The following is a 25,818-nucleotide window of genomic DNA, read 5'->3' as shown; positions in this document are numbered from 1 at the left end:
CCGCCGCCCCTGCTCGGGTCACGGATCGCCACAGGAACCCTTCCTCGCCCCAGCCGCCCGGGCCGACGCGCCCGAAACAGGCCGCGCGCCCGGCGCGGACCCGGTGCGCTCCGGGCCGTGATCCGGATCGCTCCGTGCCGCTCCGGGCGCGCGGCCCAGGGGCTGTCAGGTGTTGCTGGTGCCCCAGTCGTCCGGGCCGCTGCCGTTGCCGTGGCCGCGCAGCGAGCGCACCCGCTGGGCCACGGACTCGGGTACGCGGTCACCGACCTTGTCGCTGACCACGTGGTACGCCTTGTCCGCGAACTGGCGGCCCTGGTGCGCCGCCGTCTCGGCGGTGTTGCGCACCGCCGGGTTCTGCGCGACCTGTCGCGCGGAGTTCCTGAGCTGCTCGTAGCGCTCACGTCCCGCCTTCGTGCCCAGCACGTAACCCACGGCGAGCCCTGCGATGAACACGAGCCGGTACCGCATGGTTGGCCACCCTTCGTCTGCCTCGAGTCGGAGCCGGGAGGAACCGATTGGCAAAGCACCCCCCTGCTTGCGCTAATGTATGTGTCGCAGCGAGCGCGCGCCCCCTGGCGAATACCCAGGCAGACGCGTTCGATGCGACGAGGCATTCCTCCGTAGCTCAATTGGCAGAGCAGCCGGCTGTTAACCGGCAGGTTACTGGTTCGAGTCCAGTCGGGGGAGCTCGGTCCTCCGTAGCTCAATTGGCAGAGCAGCCGGCTGTTAACCGGCAGGTTACTGGTTCGAGTCCAGTCGGGGGAGCAGGTGAACGAGGACCCTCCGGGGTCCTTTTTCATGTCCGGTTTCGTGACCTGGGGAACCGCGCGGCCCACGGCGGAGTCCTCAAGGTCGTGAAGGGCCGCGGCAAGCCGACCATGACGAAGCAGGAGATCGTATGAGCGGCTATGCTGCGGCAGACGGCGCGCACACATGTACGCGACGCGCCGAACGGGGCGGTAGCTCAGCCGGTTAGAGCAGCGGACTCATAATCCGTCGGCCGTGGGTTCGAGTCCCACCCGCCCCACCCCGCAGTGCAGGCGCAGAATCGATCTGACCTGTGAGTACGCGGCGGCGGTGGTCGCCACGCCGAGACGGCGGCCACCGCTCACCCGGTTGGACCGACCGCCCCCCACCCCCCCCGTGAGCCGTACGGCTCAGGACCGGCGTCCGTCGTCGGCGGCGTCGGAGGTCTCCGGCAGGTCGTCGCGATCGCCCTCCGCCTGGGAGGGGGTCGGGTAGGGGGTGTCCGGCGGTTCGGCGGTGCGCCGGGTCTCGTTGTCGTCCCGCTCGCCCTCGGCCTGGGACGGGGTGTGCTCTCTCATCGTGCGGCTCCTGCGGACACGGGCGTGTGTTGTGACTCGCCGCCCGAGTACCCCTCGTTCACCGGAACACCCGGAACCCTCCCCACGACCGACGGCGCGTGCCGCGCCCATGCCCGCGCCTCCGCCCGCGCCGGTGCCCGTGCCGTGTCTCGCCGGGGGCGGAGGCTCGGTCCGCTCGGTCTCACATGGGCGCGGGGGCGCCGGGCCGGCTTTGGGAGGCCTTGGGGGAGGGGATCGGCGAACGGTCCACGTCGCCGGGCGGCGAGGGCGTGTCAGGACCGTCCGCGTGCCCGTCCGGGAGCGGGGCGCCCGGGCGGGCCTCGGGGACGTCCGCGGGCGTGCCGCCGGGGCCGGGGGCCGTCGTACGGGCCAGTGCCGCCCGCAGTGCCGTGGGCAGGGCCGTGCGTATCTCGCGCGGGAGCGGCGGGCCGCCCGGCTGCGCGCCCGCGGTGAGCCACGCGGCCACCGTACGGAGCTTGGTGTTGGACCGCTGCGAGGTCTCCCGGAGGATGTCCCAGGCCTGCTGCGGAGTGCAGGCGTGGGCGGCCATCAGGATGCCGCGCGCCTGGTCGATCACCGGACGGGAGGCGATGGCCCGGCGCAGCTGTTCGACCTCCTGCTGCAGCTGCCCCAGCCGCTCCGCCCGCTCCGCGGCCACCGCGGAGGCCGCCGCCGGGGGCGTGGGCCGCTGCGGCGCGGCCCGGCCGGCCGCCGGGTTGAGGGGGTCCGCGGTGTCCAGGCCGGCCAGCTCCAGGATCCGCAGCGGCTGACCCGTCCAGCCGGTGGTGGTCACCCGGACCGGATGACTGCGGCCGTGCTCGTCGAGGGCGGCCAGCAGCTCCAGCCCGGCGGTGTCCATGAAGGTCACCCGGGCCATGTCGAGGTCGACGCGGTCCGTGCCCGGCGGGAGTTCGGCCAGCGCCTTCGTCAGCGTGTGCGCGCAGCCGTTGACCAGCTCGCCGCGCGGGCGCAGCACGGCCCGGCCGTCCGGGTGGGTGCGCACGTCGACGGTCAGCGCGTCGACGAGGGCGGTCAGCCGTCGAGCGAGAGGTGGTGGTGCCGCTGAGGTCATGTTCCCGCCTTGTCCGTCCCCGGCAGTCCTCGGCGCGTCCAGGGCCGCCGGCCGATCCCCGCCTGCCGCGCGGGCGGACGACGGGGAGGTGTCGGACAGGCCCCGACGACGTCGCGTTTCCCGTCGCCGCCGGGACGCGGCCGACGCGGACCGCGCGCCATGTGAGGTCCGCGGGATCCCGGCGGTGCTGACGTGCGCCTGCCCGCTTCCCGGCCGGGTACACCTGACGGCCACCGGGTCGCCGGGCCGCCGGGGCTTCGCGCCGCCGTGCGGCTGTGTCGCCGGGATCGCCGGGCCTCCGCGCCGCGGGGCTGCCGTGCTCCCGCGCTGCCGTGCTGCCGCGCCGCCGGGATCCCGGGCTGCCGCGTCGGCGGCGTCCCCGCGGCGACGGTTCGCGGTTCCCGGTTCCGCCACGTGCCGAACCGGGCGGGCGCCCGGCGGCGGGGGCGTACTGTGCTGTGTGTCCAGGAGCGACAGGGAGGCGGTGTGGACGTCCCGGAGGGGTCCCCGGCGTGCGTGTCCGTGCCGGCCGGCACGGCGCCCGGGCTGAGGGTGGGGCCGCTGTCCCGGCAGGCCGGCCTGCGGGCCGCGGGGGAGGTGAGCCTGGCCACGCGCGCGATCTGGCAGCGCGTGCTGGACCAGGCGGTGCGCGAGGGTGAGGACGTGTACTACCTGGAGCTTTCGGCCGTGACGTTCATCGACGTCGCCGGTGTCGACGTGCTGGCGGACGCCGCGCGGCGGCTCGGGCCGGGCCGCCGCATCGTGCTGAACCGGCCGCCGTCCGCGGTGGCCCGGATGCTGGAGCTGTTCTGGCCCGGACTGACGGGGATCGAGGTGTCGCCCTCGTGACCGCCGCCGCGGAACCCTTCGTCCACCCCGCCCTGTTCTACCGGGACGAGGAGGAGTACCTCGCCGGGACCGTGCCCTTCGTACGGGCCGCCCTCGCCGCCGGCGAGCCGGTGGCGGTGGCCGTGCCCGGCGAGAACCTCCGGCTGATCGAGGCCGAACTCGGCCCGGACGCCGGGGCGGTGCGGCTGCTCGACATGCGCGAGGCCGGCCGCAACCCCGGCCGGATCATCCCGGGAGTGCTGCGCGCCTTCGCCGACGCCCAGCCGGCCGGGCGCCGGGTGCGGATCGTCGGCGAGCCCGTCTGGCCCGGCCGCACACCGGCCGAGTACCCGGCCTGCGTCCAGCACGAGGCGCTGATCAACGCGGCGTTCCAGGGTCGCGAGGTGAGCATCCTGTGTCCGTACGACGCCGCGCGCCTGGACGAGCGGAGCCTCGCCGACGCCCATGCCACCCACCCCGTCGTCATCCCCGCCGGCGCGAGCGCGACGCGGGCGAGCGCGGCCTACGCCCCCGAGCGCGTCCACGCCCGCTACAACGAGCCGCTGCCCCCCGTGCCCGGCGCGCTGTCCTTCGCCTTCACAGCGCCCACCCTGTCCCGGGCCCGGCACGTCGCCACGGCCGAGGGCGCCCGGCTCGGCCTGACCGGCCGCCGGCTGGAGGACCTGGCCCTGGTCACGGCGGAGCTGACCACCAACAGCGTGGTGCACGGCGGTGGTTCGGGCGAACTGCGGGTGTGGGCGGCAGGCGGCCGGGTGCTGTGCGAGGTGCGGGACGGCGGACGCATGGACGATCCGCTGGCCGGGCGCCGGCCGGCCGCCCGCGACCAGCGCGGCGGCCGCGGCCTGCTGATGGTGAACCTCCTCGCCGACCTGGTCCGCCTGCACGCGGACGAGCACGGCACCACGGTCCGGGCCTGGCTGGCCCCCTGACCCGGTCTGATCCGAACGAGAGGCCCTGACCGGCCCCTTCCACGCGGTCTGATCCGAACGAGAGGCCCTGACCGGCCCCTTCCACCCGGTCTGATCCGAACGAGAGGCCCTGACCGGCCCCTTCCACCCGGTCTGATCCGAACAAGGGGCCCTGACCGGCTCCCCCCGCACGGCCCGACCCGGCGCGGGCTCCTAATACGCCCCCAGCGGATCCAGCACCAGGGGTTCGATGCGGCCCTCCAGCATCTCGCCCAGGCCCTGGACCGCGCACACGTCGGGGCGTTCGGCGATGTGCACCGGCATGCCGGTGGCCTCGCGGACCATCTGGTCCAGGCCCGGCAGCAGGGCGGAGCCGCCGACCATCGTGAGCCCTCGCTCGGCGAGGTCGGCCACCAGTTCGGGCGGGCACTCCCGCAGCACCTTGCCGATCCCGTCGAGCACCGCGGTCAGCGGCGTCTGGATGGCCTCGCGCACGGCCGCCGTGTCGACCAGCACCGACCGGGCCAGTCCGGTGGCCACGTCCCGGCCGTGGATCTCGGTGGCCGCCGGGCCGTGCGCGGTGAGCCCGTTGCCGTGCAGGGCCAGCTGCAGCGGCCGTACGGACTGGCTCGGCAGCATCAACGCGTGCTCGTGGCGCAGGTGTTGCACGATCGCGTGGTCGACGGCCTCGCCGCCCACCGGGACCCGCTCGGCGGTGACGATCGAGCCCAGGGACAGGACGGCGACCTGGGTCGCGGCGGCCCCGCACACCATGATCATGGTGGCCTCGGCGCGCTCCACGGGCAGCCCGCAGCCGACGGCGGCGGCGATGAGCGTGTCGACCAGCTCCACCCGGCGCGCGCCCAGCCCGACCAGCGTCTCTATGGTGGCCCGCTGCGCCAGCGGATCGGCGTCGTGCGGGGTGCAGGCGGCGGCCCGCAGCCGGGCCTTGCGGCGCAGCGAGCGGCGCATCCGGTCGCCGAGCAGGTGTCGCAGCATGCGCTGCGCCATCTCGATGTCGACGACCGTGCCACCGGAGACCGGGCGGACCACGCGGATGTAGTCGGGGGTGCGGCCGGTCATCCGTTCCGCGAACTCCCCGACCGCGATCAGCGCGCCGGTGCGGGTGTTCACGGCGGCGACCGAGGGCTGGTCGACGACCAGCCCCGCGCCCTTGACGTACACCCGGGTGCGGGCCGCGCCCAGGTCGACGGCGAAGTGACAGCGGCGCAACTGCTCAAGGCTGGCGGTCATGGCAGATCCTCCCGAGAGCGCGGACCGTGACGGCCGCCGGTCGGCGGCCTCCTTGAAATCGTGCGGGGGTCGGGGAGCGGGCGCCCGTTCAAGGGGGCCGGGCGGGGGGCCGCGAGATGGGTGCATTTTACGGTTATGCGCTCAATAAGCGCCAGATAAGCGATAACCGGACGCCTTGTCCCTGGCGGGAACCCGCCACGGCACGCATCCGCCACCACCGCTCAACTCCTCCGCGACACAAGCCTCCTGACACTCTTCGCAGCGCTCGATCCAGCGTTCGGCACGCGCAGACTCGACGAAGAGAGGCACGGATGAGCAGAGGACCAGGCGGTCGGAGAGCAAGTCTCCTGTCCGCCGGACTCGTGATCGCCCTGCTGCCGGCGGGGCAGGCCGCCGCCCGGCAGACCGCCGACCCCGGACCCGCGGCGGGCGCCCCCGCCGCCGGCGCTCCGGCCACCGCCCGCACCGTCACCCTCGTCACCGGCGACAAGGTCACCGTCACGGAGCTCGGCGGCGGCAAGAAGAACGTCACGGTGCGGCGGCCGGACGGCGCCACGGGCGCGGTGCGCACCCAGGTGTCCGACGGTGTGATCACCGTCGTACCGGACGAGGCGCTGCCGTATCTGCGGGCGGGCCGGCTGGACCGGCGGCTGTTCGACGTCAGCGCGCTGCTGCGGCAGGGCCTCGCCGACACCAGCACCGGCGAGCTGCCGCTGATCGTCACCTACGGCAAGGGGGCCCGGACCGCGACCCCGTCCGGCACCGAGCGGACCCGCGACCTCGCCAGCGTGCACGGGGCCGCCGTGTCGGCGGACAAGGGGCGGGTGTTCTGGCGGGACTTCACCCGGCGGGGCGCCACACGGGGCATCGCGCCGGACGGTGTCGACAAGGTCTGGCTGGACGCGCGCGTCACCGCCGACATGGCCGAGTCCAACGCGCAGATCGGCACGGCGAAGGCGTGGCAGGCCGGGCTCACCGGCAAGGGCGTCACCGTCGCCGTCCTCGACACCGGCGTCGACGCCTCCCACCCCGACCTCGCCGGCCGGATCAAGCAGACCAGGAGCTTCATCGAGGGCGAGGAGGTCGCCGACCGCAACGGCCACGGCACCCACACCGCCTCCACCGTGGGCGGCAGCGGAGCCGCCTCCGACGGCGCCGAGAAGGGCGTCGCCCCGGACGCCGAACTCGCCGTCGGCAAGGTGCTCGACGACCAGGGCACCGGCAGCGAGTCGCAGATCATCGCGGGCATGGAGTGGGCCGCGCGCGACGTGCACGCCCGGATCGTGTCCATGAGCCTCGGCTCCGACGAGCCCAGCGACGGCACCGACCCGATGGCGCAGGCCGTCGACACGCTCTCCGCCGAGACCGGCGCGCTCTTCGTGGTCGCCGCGGGCAACACCGGCGCCCCGTCCTCCATCGGCTCGCCCGGCGCGGCCGACGCCGCCCTCACCGTCGGCGCGGTCGACTCCGCCGACCAGGCGGCCTACTTCACCAGCGCCGGCCCCCGGCTGGGCGACAACGCCCTCAAGCCCGACCTCGCGGCCCCCGGCGTCGACATCCTCGCCGCCCGCTCCCAGCTGACCGAGGGCAGCGGCTATTACACCTCCATGAGCGGCACGTCCATGGCGACGCCGCACGTCGCCGGCGTCGCCGCCCTGCTCGCCCAGGAGCACCCGGACTGGAGCGGCGCCCGGCTCAAGGACGCGCTGATGTCGACGTCCGAGCGGCTCGACGCCTCGGTGTACACCCTCGGCGCGGGCCGGGTGAGCGTCCCGGACGCCGTGGACGCGACGGTCACCGCCACCGGCAGCGCCGACCTCGGCTACCACCGCTGGCCCTACTCCACGGACCGGCCCGTCACCCGGACCCTCACCTACGCCAACTCCTCCGACCACGCCGTCGAGTTGTCCCTCGCCGTCCGAGGCGCCCCCGAGGGCGTGGTCACGCTCGCCGACACCGCGCTCACCGTGCCCGCCCACGGCACCGCCGCCACCACGGTCACCGGTGACGCGACCGGGGCCCCGGTGGGCGGGACCAGCGGGCAGATCGTGGCCTCGGCGGCCGGCGTCCCGATCGCGCACACCGCGTTCGGGCTGGTCAAGGAGGAGGAGCGATACACGCTCACCGTGCACGTCAAGGACCGCTCCGGGGCCGCCGTCGCCGCCGACCTCGCGGTGCAGCGGCTCGCCGAGGGCGTCGACCCGGTCCCCGCGCACGTCGGCGACTCGGGCACCCTCCGACTGCGGCTCCAGCCCGGCACGTACAGCCTGACCTCCTTCCTCGACGTGCGCGGCAGCCACGGCGCGGACTCCCTCGGGCTCGGCTTCCTCGCCGCCCCCGAGGTCGCCCTCGACCGGGACCGCGAGATCACCCTGGACGGACGGCGACTGCGTGAGATCCGGGCCGACGTGGGTCGCCGCACCGAGACCCGCCAGCTGCTGATGGAGTACGACCGCGACGGCGGCGGCTCCGACCTGTTCGGCGCGGTGCAGGTGCCGGTGACGTACGACAGCGTCTTCGCCGCGCCGACCGGACGGGTCACGCGGGGCGGCTTCGAGTACCGGACCGTGTGGCGGCTGGGCAAGCCCCTGCTGGAGGTCAAGGGGATCGGGGAGGCGGTGACGCAGCCCGGCGGCACGCTCCCCGAGGGCCGCAGCAGGCTGCCGCTGGTCGACGTGGGCACGGGCGGCCTCACCGGGAAGGACGTGCGCGGCAAGGCCGTCCTGGCCCGCCTGACCGAGGGCGCCGATCCGTCGGCCCTCGCCCAGGCCGCCCAGGACGCGGGCGTCGGGGCGCTGTTCGTGACCGACGACGCGCCCGGCCGGCTGAGCGCCTGGTGGGGCTCCGACGACGACTCCGACCGCCCCTTCCCGATCGCCACGGTGAACAGCGCCGACGCCGCCCGGCTGCGCGCGGCCGGCCGGGCCGACATGACGGGCACCCGTGACACCCCGTACGTGTACGACCTCTCGGAGGGACATCAGGGGCGGATCCCCGACCGGGACCTGACGTTCCGGCCGACCGGCCGCCAACTCGCACGGGTCGGAGCGAAGTTCCACGCGGCGCAGCCGGCCTCCGGCGGCGAGTTCCGGTACTCGATCACCGACGCCTTCCCGGTCGGCATCGGCTTCCAGGAGCGGATCGACTACCCGGCCGAGCGGACCGACTACGTCTCCACCGGCCCCGGCCAGCTCTGGCACGAGTCGGTGACGGTCGGCGACGGCACCCTGGAGGAGCGCAGCGGTCTGGTCCGCTACACCGCTGGATCGCACCCCGCGCTGGACTGGTTCAAGCCCCTGTGGCACCCGTGGCTGGGCACCGGCCTCGGCTGGGGACAGCAACGGGCGGGCGACAGCCTCCAGTTCAACGCGCCCGGCTGGGGCGACTCCGGGCCCGACCACACCGGGTTCGGCGACGTGTGGAGCGCGGACAGCGGCATGACCCAGACCACGGAGGTCCTCGTGGACGGGAAGTCCGCCGACAAGCGCTCCGGGTCGACCGCGTACGTGTGGGACGCGCCCGCCGACGAGCACACCTACGAGCTCGTCACGGACACCGCGCTCGATGCCGCCCGCTGGGGGCTCGCCACCCGGGGTCACGCCGAGTGGACGTTCCGGTCGGCGGCCACTCCCGACGACCACTGGACCGCGCTGCCCCTGATCAACCTCGCCTTCGACGTCGACACGGACCTCGCGGGCGCCCTCAGGGGCGGCGGCAGGGTGCCGGTGGGCCTGCACGCCCAGTACGTGGCGGGCGCGCCGGGCACCGGGAGCATCGGCGGCGGACGCCTGGAGGTGTCGTACGACGACGGCGCCACCTGGACGCGGGTGCGGCTCACCGGCGGGCACGGCGGCGACGCCTCCTGGCGCGGCACCCTCACCGTGCCGCACGGCGCCCGCACCGTCTCGCTGCGGGCGGCCGCGAGCGACGACCGGGGCGGCTCGGTGCGCCAGGAGATCGTGCGGGCGGTGCGCGTGAAGTAGCGCGGGCTCCGGCACGCGCGCCGCGGGGCGAACGCCGGGCACGCGGACGGCGCCGCCTCCCTGGGACGGGGAGGCGGCGCCGTCGTGCGTGCGGGGGACGTCAGACCAGCCGGCCGATGAAGTGGGCGAGGGCGGCGAGGACGTCGGTGATGAGGTTCATGATCGTGCTTCTCCTTGCGGTGAACATGTGGGACACGCGCTGACTACCGTCCGCAGCCGGTCTCTCGCGCACCGTAAGTATGTGTCACTGCCATCTGTTCGGGTGGTCGCGTGAGCGACGATCACCTGTTCCGGCGAACACCTGATCCCTTGTTCGGATCCCGCCGACGCCGGGGGGACCGCTCACCTCCGGGGCAGCGCCCGCTTCATGATCTTCCCCATGTCGTTCCGGGGCAGCGCGCCGAGGAGGCGGACCGCGCGGGGGCGCTTGTGCGGTGCGAGCCGCCGGGCCACGTGGTCGGCCAACTCCTCCGCTCCGGGCGGCGACTGCGGGTCGGCCGGGACGATCCAGGCGATGATCCGCTCCCCGAGGTCGGCGTCCGGCTCCCCGGTGACGGCGGCCTCCCGCACCCCCGGGTGTTCGAGGAGCGCGTTCTCGATCTCGCCGGCCCCGATCTTGTAACCGCCGCTCTTGATCAGGTCGGTGGCCTTGCGGCCGACGATGCGCACGGAGCCGTCGGCGTCGCGCACCGCCATGTCGCCGGTGCGGAAGAAGCCGTCGGCGGTGAAGGCGGAGGCCGTCGCGTCGGGGCGGTTGAGGTACTCGGTGAACAGGTTCGGCCCGCGCACCTGGATCTCGCCGACCGTCTCCCCGTCCAGCGCCGTGATCGGCGTGCCGTCCTCCTCCACCAGCCGCAGCTCCACGCCCGGCAGCGGCACCCCGACCGTTCCCGCGCGCGCCTCGCCGTCGGCGCGCACGCTCGTGTTCATCAGCGTCTCGGTCATGCCGTAGCGCTCGATCACGCGGCGGCCCGTGGCGGCCGTGATCCGCTCGTGGTCGTGCAGGGGCAGCGCCGCCGACCCGGACACCAGCAGCCGGGCCCCGGCGAGCGCCTTGGCCAGCTCCGGGTCGCCGGGCAGCGCCTCCGCGATGCGGTGGTACATGGTGGGCACGCCGAACAGCATGGTCGCGCCGCCGTTCAGCTCGTCCGTCACGCCCTGGGTGGTGAACCGGCCCAGGTGCCGTACGGACCCGCCGCGCCGCAGCGGCCCGAGGACGCCGAGCACCAGCCCGTGCACGTGGAACAGCGGCAGCCCGTGCGTCAGCACGTCCTCGCCGGTCCACCGCCAGGCGTCGGCCAGCGCGTCCAGGGTGGTGGCGAGGGCGCGGCGCGGGAGGACGGCGCCCTTGGGCGGGCCGGTGGTGCCGGAGGTGTAGACGACCAGGGCCGGGTCGCCGTCGGCGGGGGAGGCGGCGACGGGAGCGTCCCCCCGCGCCTCGACGTCCACGTCGATCCGCTTCAACCCGTCGAGCGCGGGCGGCAGTTCGTCGCCGGGGGCGGCCAGCACCAGCGACGGCGCGCTGTCGGTGAGGATGTGCGCCAGCTCCTTGTCCCCGGACCTCGGGTTGAGCGGCACGGCGGCGGCCCCGGCCAGCAGCACGCCCACCACCCCGACCGCCGTCTCCAGCTCCGGCGTCGCCCACACGGCGACCCTGCCTTCCCCGCGTACCCGGGCGCCCACGGCCCCGGCCGCGGCGGCGAGCTGTGCGTACGTCAACGAGCGGGGGCCGAAGCGCAGCGCGGCGCGCGCACCCGGCGCGTCCGTCAGGGCCGGGAAGAGGGAGGACACGCGGCGACTCTTGGTGACTCGGGAGCCGGCCGGGCGACGTGCGGACGACGTGCGGGCCGGCTCAGGGACGACACCCCCGTTCCTATCGCACTCCCGGCGCCGTCCGCCGCCGCCCGGGGCGTCGAACCGGTCACTTCCGCCGCCGCGGACCCGCGCGTGGCGCGTGCGGGCGGTGTCCGCGCCGGCGTCGCGCGGTGCCGGCCGCTACGCCCCGTCGATCCGCGTCCGCTGGAGCAGACCCCAGGTGAACTCCGCGACGACCTCGTGCCGTACGTCCTCGGCGTCGGGGGCCGTGAAGGCGAGCCCCCAGCGGGTGGGCGCGGTGCCCTCCAGGGGGCGGGCCGGGGCGAAGGCGCGGGCCGCCTCGTCCACCGTGCACGACCAGGGGGCGAGGTCGTCGACGGTGCGCAGGGCGGGAGCGGGGGCGCCCGGGGCGCGGACCAGCCACTCGTTCCAGACCTGGCCGCCCGGTCCGGCCAGCACCTCGAACCGCAGCTCGGGCCACAGGGGAAGCGGCCACCGCCGGGCCTCGCAGTCCAGGTCGCCGACGCGGCGGGCGGCCGTCGACTCCGGCGGGCCGAGGACCGAGCGATAGCGTGCGGCGGCCGACCGGCCGCGAGGTGAGCGGACCATCGCCTGCCACCGCTTGTTGGCCTCCCGCATGTCCGTGAGCGACGCGCCCAGTTCGCGGCGGGCGTCCGCCACCAGCTCCGGATTGTGGTCGGCCATCCGGCGCAGCAGCACCAGCTGGAGGTCGAGGGGGGTGAAAGGAGCGGCGGGGGTGGAGGACGCGGGCATGGGGCCATCGTCCCGTACCGCGTGACCCGGACGACCCATTGCCCGCGCGACCCGGCGGTGACTAGCCTGTGTTCGTCATGCCGGTCGCCTGTTGAAATCTCGAACACAGGCCTGGATCAAGGGAGGGGGCCGGTCGTGGGACGCCTCGTACCCGCCGTGACCCGGGCTCTCGACATACTGGAGCTCTTCCTCGACGGGGACGGGACGCTGTCCGCCCCCGACATCGTGCGCCGGCTGCGGCTGCCGCGCACCACGGTGCACGAGCTGGTCACCACGCTCGCCGCCCGCAAATACATCGTCCAGGTGGCCGGCCAGCCCGGACGCTACCGGCTCGGCGTACGCCCCTACCAGCTCGGCAGCCGCTACGCCGAGCACCTCGACCTCGCCGCCGAGGGCCGCCAGGTCGCCCGCACCGTCGCCGAGACCTGCGACGAGACCGTGCACGTGGCGATCCTGGAGGACACCGACGTCATCTACATCGCCAAGGTCGACTCCACGCACGCGGTGCGCATGGTCTCCGCGGCCGGCCGCCGGCTGCCCGCGCACTGCACCTCGGTGGGCAAGATGCTGCTCGCCTCCCTCCCCGAGCACGAGCTCGCCGTCCGCCTCCCGGACGACGCCGAACTGCCCGCGATGACCCCCGACAGCATCACCGACCCGGCCGCCCTGCGCACCGCGCTCACCGAGATCCGGCAGCGGGGCCTGGCCGTGGAGAACCGCGAGTCCAACCCGGACGTCAGCTGCGTGGCCGCCCCGGTGCGCGACCGCACCGGACAGGTGGTCGCCGCCCTGTCCATCTCCGTGCCCATGATCCGCTGGAGCGAGGAGCGCCGGGCCGAGCTGGAGCAGCTCGCCGCGAAGGGCGCCGCCGACCTGTCCGAACGCCTCGGCCACCGGAGTGCCGCATGACATCGACATCACGGACGGCCGCGCCCGAGTACGAGGTCGCGGTGCACGCGCGGGCCGAACTGGGCGAGGGACCCACCTGGGACCCGGCGGCCGGCCGGCTGATCTGGATCGACATCCTCTCCTCCCGGGTGCACACCTACGACCCGGCGACGGGCCGGCGCACGGTGCGCGTCACCGACCAGCACGTGGGCGCGGCCAAGCCGCGCGCCGGCGGCGGCCTGGTGCTGAACCTGCGCGACGGCGTGGGCCTGGTCGACCCCGACGGCGCGTTCCGCTGGCTGCACCGCGAACCGGTGGCCGGCCGCCGGGGCAACGACGCGGCCGTGGCGCCCGACGGCTCACTGTGGGCCGGCACCATGCGCTACGACGAGGCCCCGGGCGGCGGCACGCTGACCCGCCTCACCGGCGACGGCCCGGCCGAGGCGGTGCTCGCCGACGTGACGGTGAGCAACGGCACCGGCTGGAGCCCGGACGGCCGCCTCATGTACTACGTCGACACCCCGACCCGCCGTATCGACGTCTTCGACCACGACGGCGGACGGGTCTCGGGCAGGCGGGAGCTGGCACGGGTGGAGGAGGGGGCCGGGTTCCCCGACGGCCTCACCGTGGACGCCGAGGGCTGCGTCTGGGTCGCCCTGTGGGACGGCGGCGCGGTCCGCCGCTACACCCCCACGGGCGAGCTGGACCGGATCGTCCGCCTCCCCGCGTCGCGCCCCACGGCGTGCGCCTTCGGCGGCCCCGCCCTCACCGACCTGTACATCACCACCGCCCGCGTCGGCCTGACCGCACCCCACCCCCTGGCCGGCTCGCTCCTGGTGGTCCCGGACGCGGGCGAGGGGCTGCCCCAGCCGCCGTTCGCGGGCTGAGAGTCAGCGCGGCCCGGCGCCCCGCGTCCGCCCCAGCTCGTCGAGGACCTTCCGCTCGGCCGCCGTCAGCGGGGGACCGGACAGCGGGGGCAGCAGGGCGCCGCAGGCCACGTCCAGGAGGGTGGCGGGGCGGAAGAGGCGTTCGGGGCCCGTGTTCATGCTCGTCACGTCCCACAGGGCCGCCGCCGCCCGGTAGGAACCGGTGGCCGCCTTCGTCAGACGGCGGCTGTAGGCGGTGACCAGCCGGTCCGCCGCGGTGGGCCGCGCTCCCCGCGTGCCCGGGTACCAGACGTCCTGGCCGACCGCCGCCGCCCAGGCGGCGTCGACCGACCGGGCCACCCCGCGCTGCACCCGCCGCGCCAGACCGGGCGCGTCCGGCCCGGTGTGCCGCAGCTCCTCGCCGAGCAGCCGCGCGCCCAGCGCCGCCACCGACATGCCCTGCCCGTAGGCCGGGTTGAAGGTGGCGACCGCGTCGCCCAGCGCGACGAAGCCCTCCGGCCAGCGCGCCGCCTTCTCCAGGTAGCGCCGCACGTTGCTGGTGCTGCGGCTGATGTGCACCGCGGAGAGGGGTTCGGCGCCGGAGACCAGCCGGCCCACCACGGGGTGCGGCAGGGCGAGCGCGTACTCCAGGAAGCCGTCCGGGTCCGCCGGCGGCTCCCCGCCCCGGGTGCCGGCGAGGCTGACCATCCACCGGTCGCCCTCGATCGGCATGATCATGCCGCTGCGGCCCGGCGCGGACGCGTACGGGTCGGCCTGCACGACGGTGAGCGGGAACTGCTCGGCGCCGGCCGGTGTGCGGTAGACGCGGGTGGCGTTGACCAGGCCCGAGTCGACGGTCCTCGTCCGCAGCCCGGTGATCCCCAGCTCCCCGAGCCACCCCTCGATCCGCGAGCCGCGCCCGCTCGCGTCGACCACGAAGTCGGCGGCCAGCTCCGTCTCCGCGCCGTCCGGCGCCGCCACCCGCACCCCCCGCACGCGTTCCGCGTCGCCGGCCGGCCCCACCGCGTGCGCCCGGCGGATCTCGACGCCGGTGTGCGCGAGGACGGCCTCCCGCACCGTCCAGTCCAGCAGCGCGCGGGTGCAGCTGAGCATGCTCGGCCCGTCGTGCCGCCAGCGGCGGAACCAGCCCTCGGGCGTGAGGGCCACCATGCCCGAGCCGAGGGGTATCTCCCGGGCGCCGGCGGCCAGCAGCCTCTCCCGCAGGCCCGCGCCCGGCAGGACCTCGGCCATGGCGGCCAGCCCGCCGGCCATGAGGAGGTGCGCGTGCCGGCCCTGCGGCAGCCCCTTGCGGTGCTCCGGCCCGTCGGGCAGCTCGTCGCGGTCGAGCACGACCACCTCGTCCACGGCGGTGGACAGCGCGGCCGCGGCCAGCATGCCGGCCAGGCCGGCGCCGACGACGACGGCCCTGCGGGCGCCACCGGTGCGGGGGACGCTGCGGTCGCTGGGGGCTCTACCGGGCATGTGGCTCCTCGAAGTCGGCCATGGGCTCAGCCATGGGTGGTCCTCAACGTCTCGTCGGCCGCGGCGGTCCCGTCGGGCGGACGGACCAGCTCCCGGGCCAGTTCCACCAGTCCGCCGGTCCCGGAGACCTCCGTGGCGTGCAGGCGGTACCCGCTCGGCGCGCGCAGGGGCTCCTCGCGGGCGGCGGCCCGGCGCGCGGCGTCGGCGAGCATCGCGGCCTCCGCCGCGATCCGCGCCTCGTGCGCGCTGCGGCCCGCGCTCCGGGCGGCGGCCAGGGCCCGTTCGCGGACCCGGTCGTCGAAGTACGGGGCGAGCCCCAGCAGCGCGTCGTGGATGGACACCTCGCGCCAGTGCAGCCGCGTCCGGGGCGTCTGCCACCAGACGCCGGGCGGCTTGGGCGCCGTCGACACGAACCCCACCCGCGTCCACAGCGGCCCCAGCGTGCGGTAGTCGCGCAGGCTGCGCACCTGTGCGACGAGCGTCGGCAGCAGCCTGGGCAGCACGAAGCCCGCCGAGCACAGCAGGGCGCCGAGCGAGGCCATCGGCGGGGCCACCTTCGTCGACAGCGCGTCCAGGTCGTGGCCCGTCCAACGCGCCGCCACGGCCGTGTACTTGGTCAGCTGGAAGCCCACCACGTCCAGCAGCGACCCGGCGAGGATCAGCCGCAGCCCGGCCCGCAGCAGCCCGGTGACCTCACGGCTCCACTTCACGCACAGCGTGCACATCGTCACGGTCGCCGCGCTGTGCCCGATGAGGTAGAGCAGGATCATCTCGCACAGGTACGGCGTGTTGGCGTAGTAGGTGTCGAGGTCGTTCAACCGCTCGGTGCGGGCGTCGCCGAGCGCGAACAGCACGACGATCGCGGCGACCAGCGGCACGTACGCCGCGATGCTGCGCAGCACCATCCGCCGGACCCGCGCGCGGGGGCCGCCGCGCCAGTGGATCAGCAGGATCAGCAGCGAGCAGCTGTACGCGCAGAGCATGCCGTACGTCAGCGGGGCGCCGAAGTTGGGAACGCCGGTGAGCCGGTTGACGGCGGCCAGGGTCAGCGGCGCCGAGCAGACGAACACCAGCGAGCCGAGGACGATCGCCACGCACGTGGACAGGGTCAGCGGATCCCGCACGGCCGTGCGGGGACGCCGCAGCAGCACCACGGCCGACAGCCCGAACAGCCCCGCCGCCAGATAGACGACAAGACTCACCCCCACCACCCCCGCCCGGCCCCGGCGGACGCCCGCGCCGGCTCCCGTACGGCACCCCGGCCGCCGCGGGCCCGCGGCACGCGCGAGGACGGCACGGACAGCGGAGCCCCCGCCGGTGTCCCGCTCACAGCGCCCCCGACGGCGTACCGCCCAGGACGTCCCCGGAGGGCGCCGCGGTGGCGTCACGGACGCCCGCGGACGGCACCGTGCCGCCCCGGTCGTCCCCCGGCCCGGCCGCGCCGCCCCGGTCGCCGCCGGCGGGCGGCGCCCCCAGCGCGTCGGCGACGCGGATCAGCACCGCGACGCCGGGCGCCGACGCCGTCAGCCGTCCGGTCGCGGCGGACGCCGTCCGCGTGCCCGCGCTCCGGGGCGGCGCGGGCAGCGGCGCGAGGCCGCCCGGGGCCGGGGCGGGGCGGGGGCGGCCGTTCTGGCTGCCGGCCGCCGCCCTGATGACGGCCGCCCAGGCGGCGGCCTCCGCCTGCTCCTTGTCCCCGAAGGCGTCCAGGGCGGCGTCGTGGGCGCGCTCGAACAGGGCGTGGTCGAAGGAAGCGTCGAGGTAGCCGAGCGCGTTGTGGATGCTGGTCTGGCGCCACATCAGCAGCGTGCTGGGCGAGGCCCAGCGCGGGCGGGGCAGCCGCAGGGCGTGGCGGGTGAGCACGCCGTCGAGTTCGCGCTCCAGCGGCTCCAGCCGGGCGTACGTGCGCAGGGAGCGCCGCCACTCCGTCAGCCGGGGTCCGGCCAGCGGGACCAGGATGCCCACCGAGGTGAGCAGGGCGCCCAGCCCCGCCGCGGCCGGTGAGACGCCCGTGCCGAGCGCCGACCAGTCCCGCCCGCACCAGCGGGCGACGACCGCGACGAGCTTGCTCACGCTGTAGCCGGCGTTGCACAGCGACCCCACGCCCAGCAGCACCAGCCCCGCCCGCAGCCGCCCGGACACCTCGCGGGCCCAGCGCAGCGAGGACACGGTGGTGACGCTCACGGCGGTGAGGTGCCCGACCAGGTACAGCACGATCATCTCGGAGATGAACGGCGTCGTCGCGTAGTAGGTGTCCAGGTCGGTGCGCCGCTCCACCGGCGCCCGCCCCAGCGCGAACATGACCGCGATGCCCACGAGTACGGCCGCGTACGCCAGCACCCAGCAGCGGACCACGCGGCGCACCCGCTCACCGCCCCGCCAGTGCACGATCAGCACCTGGGAGGCCGCGCTGTAGGCGGTGATGGACGCGTAGGTCACCGGGGCGGCGAGGTTCGGGACGCCGCTGATCCGGTTGACGGCGCCGACCGTGGGCGCGGCCCCGAGCAGGAAGCAGACGCCGGCCAGGCCCAGCACCGCGCAGATCGCCCGCAGGTAGGGGTCGTGCCGGTGCCGGACGAGGTCCGGCGTCTTCACCGCCAGGCCCAGCCACAGCGCGCCGCAGCTGACGTAGTTGATCAGGCCGGTCATCGTCTCCGTGTCCCGCGGTAGTTGAGCGCGGCCCCGATGCGCCCGGCCAGACCCTCGTCGCCGGGCGTCTCCACGGCGGGCGCCGCTTGCGCCGGGGCCTCCTCCAGCCAGGTCCGCAGCCGGCCGCCCATCAGCATGCCGAACCGGTCGGCCTCCTGTTCGTCGGCCAGGCTGAAGTCGGTGCGGGCCGCGACCGGCCGGGGCGCGCCCGCGGCGGCCGTACCGGCGTCCGCTCCGCCGTCCGGCCCGGCGGACCCGCCCGCACCCGCGTCCGCGTCCCGCCGGCTCATGTGCCACACCTCGTGGCAGAAGATCACGATCTGGTGCCAGACGGCGGCCCGCCGGTCGACGACCACCACGTCCTGGGTCTCCGCCTCCAGCCACAGCCCGCTCGCGGTGTGCGGCGGGAAGACCTCCCGGCGCACCACCACCCGGCGTCCGCGCCAGGCGCTGACGGAGTCGACGAGTGCGGCGAACAGCGTCTCGGGGTCGGCGGGGACCGGCACCCCGATGGACTCGATGAGCGCGTCGGCGAGCCGCCGCATCTCCCGTTTCCTGCGTACCCGCACCACTCGCCCCCGCGTATCGCCCAGAACCGCCCCCATCATCCTCGCGGCGCGGACGCGCGTCATGTCCCAGCCGTGAGCCCCATCATCGCCGCCCGGCCGGCGGCGCGGGAAGCCCCGCCCGTCACGGTCACTCATGGACGGGCACGCTCCTGCCGGGAGCGGCGGCCAGCGCGCGCACGGCCTGGAGACGGTCGGGCCGGCGCAGCGCGCGGGAGAGCGCGCCGATCTCCTTGAGCAGCTCGGTGGTGTCCCGGTCGGCGGCCCCGTCGTCGTCGGCCGCCCGGCCCCGAGCGGCGACGGCGTCCTGGACCGCCACCGCGGCGGCCAGCGCCCGGGCCTTGTCGGGCGTGTGCCCGAGGTCCAGCGCGGCGGCGTACGCCCGCTCGCGCAGCCCCTCGTCGATACGGCGGGCCAACGGCAGCAGCGCGTCGCGGATGAACGTCTCGCGCCGGGTCAGCCGCAGTTCCGGCCCGCCGCGCAGCAGCGGGGCCACGGCGCCGCCGGCGACGCCGCGCATCAGCAGGTACAGGGGCCGCAGTTGGTGGTGGGCGAGCCGCACGCGCCAGCGGTCGTGCAGGTACTGGCCGGCGTGCGGCACGATGAAGCCGACCGCGATCAGGATGGCCGACACACAGGCGACGGCCGGCGCCAGCTCGGTGCTCAGCCAGTCCAGGTCGTGCCCGCTCCACCGGGCCCCGACCGCGGTCAGCTTGGTGGCGTCGAAGAGCACGTTGCACCCGTAGCCGGCGCCCAGCGACTTCAGCCCCCAGCGCAGCCAGGCGTCCAGCCCGTCGGTGCGCACCCAGTTCCAGATCACCCGGAAGGTGATGAGCACCGCCACCGAGTGCGCGAGCAGGTACAGCAGGATCTCCTCGCGCATGTAAGGCGTGTTGGCGTAGTAGGTGTCCAGGTCCCGCAGCCGCTCCTCGGGCGCGTGGGCGAGCGCGAACAGCACCCACAGCGCGACGATGACGCCCGAGTAGACCGTGACGACCCATCGGGTGGCGCGCCGGGTCGCGGCGGAGCGGTCGGCCAGGCCGTTGCGCCAGGCGATGATCAGCAGCAGGCAGGACCCGCAGAACGCGGTGAGCAGCGAGTAGACCCAGGGCGCCGAGATGTTCGGCACGCCCGTGACGTGGTTGGTCCAGTGGATCGTCGGCGGCGCCACGAACACGAACACCGCGCAGGCGAGCAGCAGCAGCCCGCCGACCGCGCGCAGCATCGGGTCCTTCCACAGCCGGATGATCGTGGGCAGCTTGATCAGCAGGGCGGCGGTGAGCACCGCGGCCGGGATCCAGAAGGAGATGGAGCAGTGTCCGGCGAGCGCGGCCGGGTCGACGGCGAGCCGGACCCGGCCCGCCCCGGCGGATCCGCACGGAGCGGCGGCCGATTCGACGAGGACGCAGGGGCGCGGGCCCGGCGAGGTCACCGGGCCGCTCTCCGGCGGCCGTGGCGGGCGTGCCCGGGCCCCGGCGTCGAATGCCCGCCTGCTCCGCGACGCCATGCACGCGCCCCCGAGCCGTTCGAGCAGGGGGGACCCCCAGAGCACGCACCCGACGCCGCGGAGCCCGCCCTCGGGCGGGCGACGGGAGTTCGACGACAGGACCTGGGGGGACGGGCCGCCGTGCCGCGCGCGCCCGCGAAGTGCATCGCCTCATCACCCCTTCCGGCCGCCCGTGCCGAAGGCGGTCCGCCCGAGCCTACGCGGCCCCGAGTGTCCGCGTCATGCGATGGACCACCGTCGTTCGAGGGCGAACGACCGCTGTCCGGGGCGTTCTCGCCCCGCCGCTGCTCAGGGCTCGCCGGGAGTCGTCCGAAAGCCGCCCGGACAGCTGCCCGAAATCCGTCCGACGGCCGCCCGTAGGCCGCCCGACGGCTCGCGTCCCCCCGGCTCCGTCCTGCCGCGCGCCCCGGTGGCGGGCCCTGGTGACCGGGGCCCGACGACCGGGCCCCGGTGTCAGTGGCCGGGGGAGGGCACCGGCGTCACCGGCACCCCTCCGGCCGCGGCGCCCAGCAGCGTCAGCCGCACCTGGCCCGGCCCGGCCTCCGTCGTCAGCTCCGACAGCACGGCCAGCGCCAGGGTGTTGGCGCCCCGGGTGCGCAGGATGCCGTTCGGCAGGACGAACGTGTGCTGCGGACCGACGTCGTTGACGTACTGGCCGAGGTTCCAGCCGTTCAGGAAGATCTGCGCGCGGTAGGCCCGGCGCGGATCGTCCTGGAGCGTCAGCCCGACCGAGGCGTCCACACCCGCCGGCACGGCGAGCCGGAACGTCGTGCGGTACCAGGTCACGCCCTGGCGCCGCTCGGCCCGCGGGAAGGCGACGGGCTCCCAGTCGCGGTCCGGGAAGCCGGGCAGGTGCCAGCCCTCCCGCTCCCCGTGCAGGCCGCCGCTGTTGAGCGGCCCGCGCACCGGGTCGGGCGCGGCCTCGCCCTGGATCCGCCACGTCACCTTCGGCGCGGCCCCGGCGAAGGTGACCTCCGTCAGACCGCGCGCCGCCTTGTGGGTGTCGCGCGAGGCGCCGTCCTGGTCGTGCGCCATGCGCCGCACCAGCACGGACAGCACATGCCGCCCACCGGTCCGCAGCGCCCCGCGCACCGGCAGGACCGCCGTGTCCGTCCACGTCCCCCTGCGGAGGGTGGCGTCGTCCGGCACCGGCATACGGTGCGTGCCCAGCGGCTCGCCGTCCAGCCACGCCATCAGCAGGCCCTGCGTGCCGGTGCTGTAGGACAGGGACACCGACTCGACGCCCGAGGCGTCGGTGAACGTCCCCCGGTACCAGACGTCGCCGTAGTGGAAGCCGTAGTCGTCGGCGAAGAGCACCGGCCGGCCCTCGGGGACGGCGGTGGTGCTGTGCGAGGTCCTCCTGTCCGCCACCGGCCACGAGGAGTCGTCGAAGCCCGGCCCCGCCTCCGGGTTCCCGGTCCGCGCCCGCCAGCCGCCGAGCGCCGGCAGTTCGACCTTCGGCACTCCCGGCAGCGGGGCGGCGGCGCGCAGGCTCTCCGACCCGGTCGCGGCGGTGCGCACCGCGCCGCCGTTCCACGTCACGCCGTCGATGCCGCGCGGCCCCCACACCTCCAGGCCGGCCGGCGCCACCGTGTCGCCGGTGAGGTGGACGGTGGAGCCGCTCAGCGCGGCGGTGCGCAGCAGTTCGGGCCCGTACACCAGCACGGCGCCCGACGGGGTGTCCCGCGGCCACAGCCGCAGCGACGTCGCGTCGTCGGCGAACAGCACCAGCAGCGGCCGGTCGACGCCGTCGCCCTCCACCCGCGCCCCGATCAGCCCGCCCGCGCCGAGCGGCGCGGTCAGCCGCAGAAGCCCCTTGTCCCAGACGTACGCGGCCTGCTGGCTCAGCCGGGTGACCAGCGGCTCCTGGTCGCACTCCAGCACCACCCGCGCCATGTCGCCGCGCCGCCCGCAGAAGACGACGACGTCCTGGCGGCCCGCGGACATGAACAGCATCGGCTGCGCGGTGGCGCAGCGCAGCCGGCGCTGCCCCAGCCGCAGGCCCGCGGCCAGCAGCAGCGCGTCCCGCCCCGGGACGGTGACCGGCAGCTCCTCGCCGCCGGCGCGCAGGGTCGAGGCGACCGCCCGGTCGCCGTCGTTGCGCAGGACGTGGACCTGGGCGCCCGTGTCCGGGTTCTCCAGGTGGTAGGTGGTCAGCCCGGCCGCCTTCACCTCCGCCGCCCGGTCCAGCTTGGCGAAGTCGGGGAAGGTCCGCAGCATGTGCCCGCTCTGGTGCATCGGCGCCAGCTTCGCGGTGAGCTGCCGGCCCTCGTCGAGGGCGGCCCCGTAGTCGTACGACGTGTAGACGACCGGTGCGGGCAGCCAGCCCCAGGAGGTTCCGCCGAACGTCATGTAGACGTTGTGCGCGGTGATGCCGTTGGCGAGGTTCGTCAGGTGGAAGCGGCGCTCGTACGCCGCGTCGCGGGTGCGCCGTGCCTCGGCGTAGCCCTTGCCCTTGAAGAACACGCCGCCCCACGGGTCGAACCAGCCGCCCCCGAACTCGGGCATGAACCCGGGCGTACGGGGGCTCGCGGTGGCCCCGCCGGTCCTGCCGCCGGCGCCGAAGGTCCCCCAGTCCGGCGGGGTCCGGGAGGGGGAGGGGTACCCGTCGAAGCCGTACAGCCAACGCCCCTGCTCGCCGCCGGTGTCGAAGCTGCCCGGGGTCCAGTAGCCGTTGCGGCCCTTGTCGTTGTGGAAGAGGGGGACGTCGATGCCGTCGGCGCGGACCTTCTTGTACAGGTGGGACATGTAGGCGCGCCCGGCCGGCTCGTCGACGTGCGCGTCGTACTCGTTCTCGATCTGGTACAGCAGGACCGTGCCGTCGCCCCGGGTGAACAGGTGCCGGGCGGCGATCGCGTCGACGTGGCCCAGCCACTCGTCGACGTGCCTCAGGTACGCCGGGTCGTCGGTGCGGGCGGCGCCCTCGGCGGCGGTGAGCCAGCCGGGGAAGCCGCCGCCGTCGACCTCGGCGTTGATGTAGGGGCCGGGGCGCAGGACGACGTAGAGCCCGCACTCGGCGGCCGTGCGCAGGAACAGGTCCAGGTCCCGCACCCCGGTGAAGTCGTAGCTTCCCGGCGCGGGGGAGTGGTAGTTCCAGGCCACGTAGGCGCTGACGGCGTTGTAGCCGTGGGCGCGCATCTTCTGCAGGACGTCCCGCCACAGCGAGGGGCTGGGCAGCCGGAAGGGGTGCATCTCGCCGGACCACAGCACCATGCGCCTGCCGTCGACCAGCAGCGAGTAGTGGTCGAACGTGACGGTGTGCGGGCGCCCGTCGGCGCTCGGCGCGGGCGGCGGCGGCCCCGTGGGCACCTCGCGCGCCGCGTACGCCGACGACGCCCCCGGACCGCCGCTGCCGCCCAGCGCGAGCCCGAGCGCGGCGGTGCCCGCGAGGGCGCTGAATGAACGTCTGCTGAGCGCCAAAGCTGTGCCTCCCGGGCGGATCTTACGGGGCGCGGGTGCCGCCATTCTCCACTGCCCGGGACGCCACAATGTGCGCATGAGGATCTCGGCACGGGCGGATTACGCGGTACGGGCGGTTCTGGAACTGGCCGTCCGGCAGGAGGGCGGCCGGACCGGCCCGGCGGGCCCGGTGAAGGCGGAGGCGATCGCCGCCGAACAGGGCATCCCGCACAAGTTCCTGGAGGGGATCCTCGGCGACCTGCGGCGCGCGGGTCTGGTGACCAGCCGGCGGGGCGGGGGCGGCGGGTACGCCCTGGCGCGGGAGTCCTCGGCGATCACCGTGGCGGACGTGATCCGCGCGGTCGACGGCCCGATCGTCTCGGTGCGCGGCGAACGCCCCACCGGCCTGACCTACACCGGCTCGGCGGAGCCCCTGCTCCCCCTGTGGATCGCCCTGCGCGCCAACGTCCGCCGCATCCTGGAGGGCGTCACGATCGCGGACATGGCGGCAGGCGCCCTGCCGGAGGAAGTACGCGCCCTGACAGCGGAGCCGGAGGCCTGGGAGAACCCCTGAGCGGTGCGGCGGCCGGCGGGTGTTCCGGCGCGCTGCCGGGCGGACGGTTCAGCCGGCCTGGCCGTACATTCCGCCCGCCGCCGGCCAGCCGGTCGGCTGGGGGGCCGGTTCCGGCTGGGTGCGGCCGCGGACCTGGGCGGCCGTCAGGCCGCCGGCGGCGGGCATGCCGCGGCGGCCGGGCGCGGGCGGCGGGACGCCCGGCAGCCCGGTCTGCGGGACGGGCTGGAGCCCGGGGGCGAGCAGGGGAGCGGCGGCGGGGCTGGGGAACGGGGGCTGGAGTCGCGGCTGGAACTGAGGCTCGGGTGAGGGGGGCGGGTAACCGCCCGGTGCCGCGGCGGCGGCCGGAGCGACCGGCATGGGCGCGGGCGTCGGCACGGCCGGGGCCGGGGGCTGGAGTCGGGCCGGGAACGGGGGCTGGAGCTGGGCCGGGGCGGCGGCCGGACCCGGGGGCGGGTAGGGGGCGGCGACCGGACCCGCGGGCGGGTAGGGGATGGCGGCCGGCGCCGCGGGCGCTGCGGCCGAGGCCGCGGCCGGGAGCGCGGCGGGGACGCTCGCCGGGGCGGAGCCCGGCGCCAGGGGCAGCGCCGCCGCCTCGGCCGCGACCCCCCGCAGTCCCGCCCCGTTGGTCTGGCTCACCAGGCGGTCCACCGCCGCCGTACCCGAGCTGTAGCCGGTCCCGCCCGTCGGCTCGGGTACGGCGGCTCCCCTCCTGGTCCCGTAGAGCACCTGTTCCAGGGCGGACACCAGACGGCGCACGTCCACCTCGGGGCGCACCACGAGCCGCAGGAAGCGGCTGGAGGAACCGATCTTGTTGCCGCACTCGCGGACCAGGATCCGGTGCTCGGCCAGCAGCCGGTCGCGGACCACGGTGCCCTCGGCGCCCACGGGCAGGCGTACGAAGAGGAAGTTGCCCTGGGACGGGTAGACCGTCAGGCCGGGCAGCGCGGCGAGGTGGCCGGCCATCGCCGTCCGGTCGCGGCGCACCAGCTCGATGCTCTGCCGGTACTCGGCGCTGTGCTCCCTCAGCATGAACACCACGTGTTCGGCGAGGGAGTTGAGGTTCCACTTGGGGAGCGCGGCGCGGACGCGGGCCGCCAGGGCCGGGTTGGCGACGAGGTAGCCGAAGCGGATGCCGTGCAGGCCGAAGTTCTTGCCGAGGCTGCGCAGGACGACCACGTTGGGCCGCAGCATCGCCTCCTGGACGACGCTGGGATCGTCCTCGGCGTCGGCGAACTCCAGGAACGACTCGTCGACCACGACCAGGTCCAGGTCGGCCATGGCGTCCATGAACCGCACCAGCGCCTGCCTGTGCTGGAAGCCGCCGTCGGGATTGTTCGGGTTGCAGACCACCGCGGTCCGGGTGCCGCGGCCGCGGATGAACTCGGCGTAGCGGTCGAGGTCCAGGGCGAAGCCGCCGGCCTCCTGGAGCGGGAACATGTCGACCCGTTTGCCGGTCTCCATGGGCTGGTCGGTCCAGCGGCCGAAGGTGGGGACGGGGACGGCGAGGGACTCGCGCACCAGGAGGTGGTCGAGCCAGGTGATCAGTTCGGTGGAGCCGTTGCCCATGGCCACGCACTGCGGCGGCAGCTGGAGCAGGTCGCACAGTTCGGCGGTGACGGTGCCGGCGTCGCTCGGGTAGTAGGTGATGATCTCGCGCAGCCCTGCCGCCAGCTCGTCGAACATGGCGGGGGTGGGGAAGTACGGGTTGCACGGGATGCAGAAGTCCACCGGGCCGCTCGCCCCGTCGCCGCTCTCCCGCGTCAGCGCCGCCATCGAGGGGCTGTGCGCCCCCGTGCCGCGGAAGAGCGAGGTGACGTCGCCGGCCAAGGGAACCTCCGTCTGTGGGTGGCCCGTGCGGGGGAGCACGGACCGCCCACAGATACGGCGGCGGCGGTCGCGGTGTTCAACGG

Annotated in this window: 19 protein-coding genes and 3 tRNA genes; 9 read left to right on the top strand and 13 right to left on the bottom strand. The window is 75.4% G+C overall.

All coding sequences use genetic code 11. The annotated features are described in order from the left end of the window. Positions 1-165 precede the first annotated feature (165 nt). Complete coding sequence (locus ACH5A8_RS03040) at positions 166-468, bottom strand: YtxH domain-containing protein (RefSeq protein ID WP_398997285.1); 303 nt, start codon at positions 466-468, stop codon at positions 166-168. 146 nt (positions 469-614) lie between these two features. Between ACH5A8_RS03040 and ACH5A8_RS03035 the strand changes: the two genes are divergently transcribed. The 3 genes from ACH5A8_RS03035 (at position 615) to ACH5A8_RS03025 (ending at position 1,027) form a co-directional block, all read left to right on the top strand. Beyond that, positions 615-687 (top strand) — tRNA-Asn (locus ACH5A8_RS03035). A 5-nt stretch (positions 688-692) separates the two neighbouring features. Then, positions 693-765 (top strand) — tRNA-Asn (locus tag ACH5A8_RS03030). Between the two features lie 188 nt (positions 766-953). Continuing rightward, positions 954-1,027: transfer RNA gene (locus ACH5A8_RS03025), tRNA-Ile, on the top strand. A 130-nt stretch (positions 1,028-1,157) separates the two neighbouring features. Here ACH5A8_RS03025 and ACH5A8_RS03020 read toward each other — a convergent pair. Beyond that, a complete protein-coding gene (locus tag ACH5A8_RS03020; protein WP_398997283.1) occupies positions 1,158-1,325 on the bottom strand; it encodes a hypothetical protein in 168 nt (55 codons plus the stop codon). Positions 1,326-1,506: 181 nt separating this feature from the next. Then, positions 1,507-2,397 carry an ANTAR domain-containing protein gene (locus tag ACH5A8_RS03015; RefSeq protein WP_398997280.1) on the bottom strand — a complete coding sequence of 297 codons (891 nt, stop codon included), beginning with the start codon at positions 2,395-2,397 and terminating at the stop codon, positions 1,507-1,509. 486 nt (positions 2,398-2,883) lie between these two features. On the opposite strand from ACH5A8_RS03015, the gene ACH5A8_RS03010 reads away from it, so the two are divergent. Next, positions 2,884-3,246: an STAS domain-containing protein gene (locus ACH5A8_RS03010; RefSeq protein WP_398997278.1), complete on the top strand. Its 363-nt coding sequence runs from the start codon at positions 2,884-2,886 to the stop codon at positions 3,244-3,246. After that, entirely contained in the window at positions 3,243-4,175 is a 933-nt protein-coding gene (locus ACH5A8_RS03005) for an anti-sigma factor RsbA family regulatory protein (RefSeq protein ID WP_398997276.1), read from the top strand. Before ACH5A8_RS03010 ends, ACH5A8_RS03005 begins: the two co-directional genes overlap by 4 nt. Before the next feature lie 192 nt (positions 4,176-4,367). Here the strand turns inward: ACH5A8_RS03005 and ACH5A8_RS03000 are convergent, their stop codons facing one another. After that, entirely contained in the window at positions 4,368-5,408 is a 1,041-nt protein-coding gene (locus tag ACH5A8_RS03000) for a rod shape-determining protein (RefSeq protein ID WP_398997274.1), read from the bottom strand. 311 nt (positions 5,409-5,719) lie between these two features. Between ACH5A8_RS03000 and ACH5A8_RS02995 the strand changes: the two genes are divergently transcribed. Then, the gene (locus tag ACH5A8_RS02995) at positions 5,720-9,391 is read left to right on the top strand and encodes a S8 family serine peptidase (RefSeq protein ID WP_398997272.1); all 3,672 of its coding nucleotides are present in this window, start codon (positions 5,720-5,722) and stop codon (positions 9,389-9,391) included. Positions 9,392-9,733: 342 nt separating this feature from the next. Here the strand turns inward: ACH5A8_RS02995 and ACH5A8_RS02990 are convergent, their stop codons facing one another. After that, positions 9,734-11,182, bottom strand: a complete 1,449-nt coding sequence (locus ACH5A8_RS02990; RefSeq protein ID WP_398997270.1) for an acyl-CoA synthetase — start codon at positions 11,180-11,182, stop codon at positions 9,734-9,736. A gap of 204 nt (positions 11,183-11,386) precedes the next feature. Beyond that, complete coding sequence (locus ACH5A8_RS02985; RefSeq protein WP_398997269.1) at positions 11,387-11,980, bottom strand: hypothetical protein; 594 nt, start codon at positions 11,978-11,980, stop codon at positions 11,387-11,389. Positions 11,981-12,115: 135 nt separating this feature from the next. Here ACH5A8_RS02985 and ACH5A8_RS02980 point away from each other — a divergent pair, with 135 nt between their 5' ends. Together ACH5A8_RS02980 and ACH5A8_RS02975 are read left to right on the top strand one after the other, a co-directional pair. Continuing rightward, a complete protein-coding gene (locus ACH5A8_RS02980) occupies positions 12,116-12,889 on the top strand; it encodes an IclR family transcriptional regulator (RefSeq protein ID WP_398997267.1) in 774 nt (257 codons plus the stop codon). Next, entirely contained in the window at positions 12,886-13,755 is an 870-nt protein-coding gene (locus tag ACH5A8_RS02975) for an SMP-30/gluconolactonase/LRE family protein (protein ID WP_398997265.1), read from the top strand. The genes ACH5A8_RS02980 and ACH5A8_RS02975 overlap by 4 nt, the downstream gene beginning before the upstream one ends. 3 nt (positions 13,756-13,758) lie before the next feature. Here the strand turns inward: ACH5A8_RS02975 and ACH5A8_RS02970 are convergent, their stop codons facing one another. The 6 genes from ACH5A8_RS02970 to ACH5A8_RS02945 form a co-directional block, all read right to left on the bottom strand. Then, a complete protein-coding gene (locus ACH5A8_RS02970; protein WP_398997263.1) occupies positions 13,759-15,216 on the bottom strand; it encodes an FAD-dependent oxidoreductase in 1,458 nt (485 codons plus the stop codon). Between the two features lie 26 nt (positions 15,217-15,242). Next, positions 15,243-16,418, bottom strand: coding sequence for an MAB_1171c family putative transporter (locus tag ACH5A8_RS02965; protein WP_398997261.1), 1,176 nt, complete (start codon positions 16,416-16,418; stop codon positions 15,243-15,245). Between the two features lie 124 nt (positions 16,419-16,542). Continuing rightward, the gene (locus ACH5A8_RS02960; RefSeq protein ID WP_398997259.1) at positions 16,543-17,862 is read right to left on the bottom strand and encodes an MAB_1171c family putative transporter; all 1,320 of its coding nucleotides are present in this window, start codon (positions 17,860-17,862) and stop codon (positions 16,543-16,545) included. Then, a complete protein-coding gene (locus tag ACH5A8_RS02955; protein WP_398997257.1) occupies positions 17,859-18,407 on the bottom strand; it encodes a toxin in 549 nt (182 codons plus the stop codon). Before ACH5A8_RS02955 ends, ACH5A8_RS02960 begins: the two co-directional genes overlap by 4 nt. Before the next feature lie 151 nt (positions 18,408-18,558). After that, the gene (locus tag ACH5A8_RS02950) at positions 18,559-19,737 is read right to left on the bottom strand and encodes an MAB_1171c family putative transporter (RefSeq protein ID WP_398998252.1); all 1,179 of its coding nucleotides are present in this window, start codon (positions 19,735-19,737) and stop codon (positions 18,559-18,561) included. A 651-nt stretch (positions 19,738-20,388) separates the two neighbouring features. Further along, positions 20,389-23,355 (bottom strand): beta-galactosidase, encoded by a 2,967-nt coding sequence (locus ACH5A8_RS02945; RefSeq protein WP_398997255.1) that lies wholly within the window; start codon positions 23,353-23,355, stop codon positions 20,389-20,391. A 76-nt stretch (positions 23,356-23,431) separates the two neighbouring features. Here ACH5A8_RS02945 and ACH5A8_RS02940 point away from each other — a divergent pair, with 76 nt between their 5' ends. Further along, positions 23,432-23,908 carry an RrF2 family transcriptional regulator gene (locus tag ACH5A8_RS02940; protein WP_398997253.1) on the top strand — a complete coding sequence of 159 codons (477 nt, stop codon included), beginning with the start codon at positions 23,432-23,434 and terminating at the stop codon, positions 23,906-23,908. 48 nt (positions 23,909-23,956) lie between these two features. Here ACH5A8_RS02940 and ACH5A8_RS02935 read toward each other — a convergent pair whose 3' ends face one another. Further along, positions 23,957-25,735, bottom strand: coding sequence for a pyridoxal phosphate-dependent aminotransferase (locus ACH5A8_RS02935; protein WP_398997251.1), 1,779 nt, complete (start codon positions 25,733-25,735; stop codon positions 23,957-23,959). Positions 25,736-25,818: the final 83 nt, after the last annotated feature.

The sequence above is a fragment of the Streptomyces sp. NPDC018610 genome, from assembly GCF_044391765.1.
In the GTDB taxonomy this organism is placed as follows: Bacteria; Actinomycetota; Actinomycetes; order Streptomycetales; family Streptomycetaceae; genus Streptomyces.
Note: the sequence above shows the minus strand (reverse complement) of the source record. Positions and strands in the feature narration are given on the sequence as shown.

Coding starts and splice junctions, on each gene's coding strand:
- ACH5A8_RS02995 (WP_398997272.1), top strand. CDS start 5,720: ATGAGCAGAGGACCAGGCGGTCGGAGAGCAAGTCTCCTGTCCGCCGGA.
- ACH5A8_RS03000 (WP_398997274.1), bottom strand. CDS start 5,408: ATGACCGCCAGCCTTGAGCAGTTGCGCCGCTGTCACTTCGCCGTCGAC.
- ACH5A8_RS03040 (WP_398997285.1), bottom strand. CDS start 468: ATGCGGTACCGGCTCGTGTTCATCGCAGGGCTCGCCGTGGGTTACGTG.
- ACH5A8_RS02960 (WP_398997259.1), bottom strand. CDS start 17,862: ATGACCGGCCTGATCAACTACGTCAGCTGCGGCGCGCTGTGGCTGGGC.
- ACH5A8_RS02975 (WP_398997265.1), top strand. CDS start 12,886: ATGACATCGACATCACGGACGGCCGCGCCCGAGTACGAGGTCGCGGTG.
- ACH5A8_RS02955 (WP_398997257.1), bottom strand. CDS start 18,407: ATGCGGCGGCTCGCCGACGCGCTCATCGAGTCCATCGGGGTGCCGGTC.
- ACH5A8_RS03020 (WP_398997283.1), bottom strand. CDS start 1,325: ATGAGAGAGCACACCCCGTCCCAGGCCGAGGGCGAGCGGGACGACAAC.
- ACH5A8_RS02985 (WP_398997269.1), bottom strand. CDS start 11,980: ATGCCCGCGTCCTCCACCCCCGCCGCTCCTTTCACCCCCCTCGACCTC.
- ACH5A8_RS03015 (WP_398997280.1), bottom strand. CDS start 2,397: ATGACCTCAGCGGCACCACCACCTCTCGCTCGACGGCTGACCGCCCTC.
- ACH5A8_RS02970 (WP_398997263.1), bottom strand. CDS start 15,216: ATGCCCGGTAGAGCCCCCAGCGACCGCAGCGTCCCCCGCACCGGTGGC.
- ACH5A8_RS02940 (WP_398997253.1), top strand. CDS start 23,432: ATGAGGATCTCGGCACGGGCGGATTACGCGGTACGGGCGGTTCTGGAA.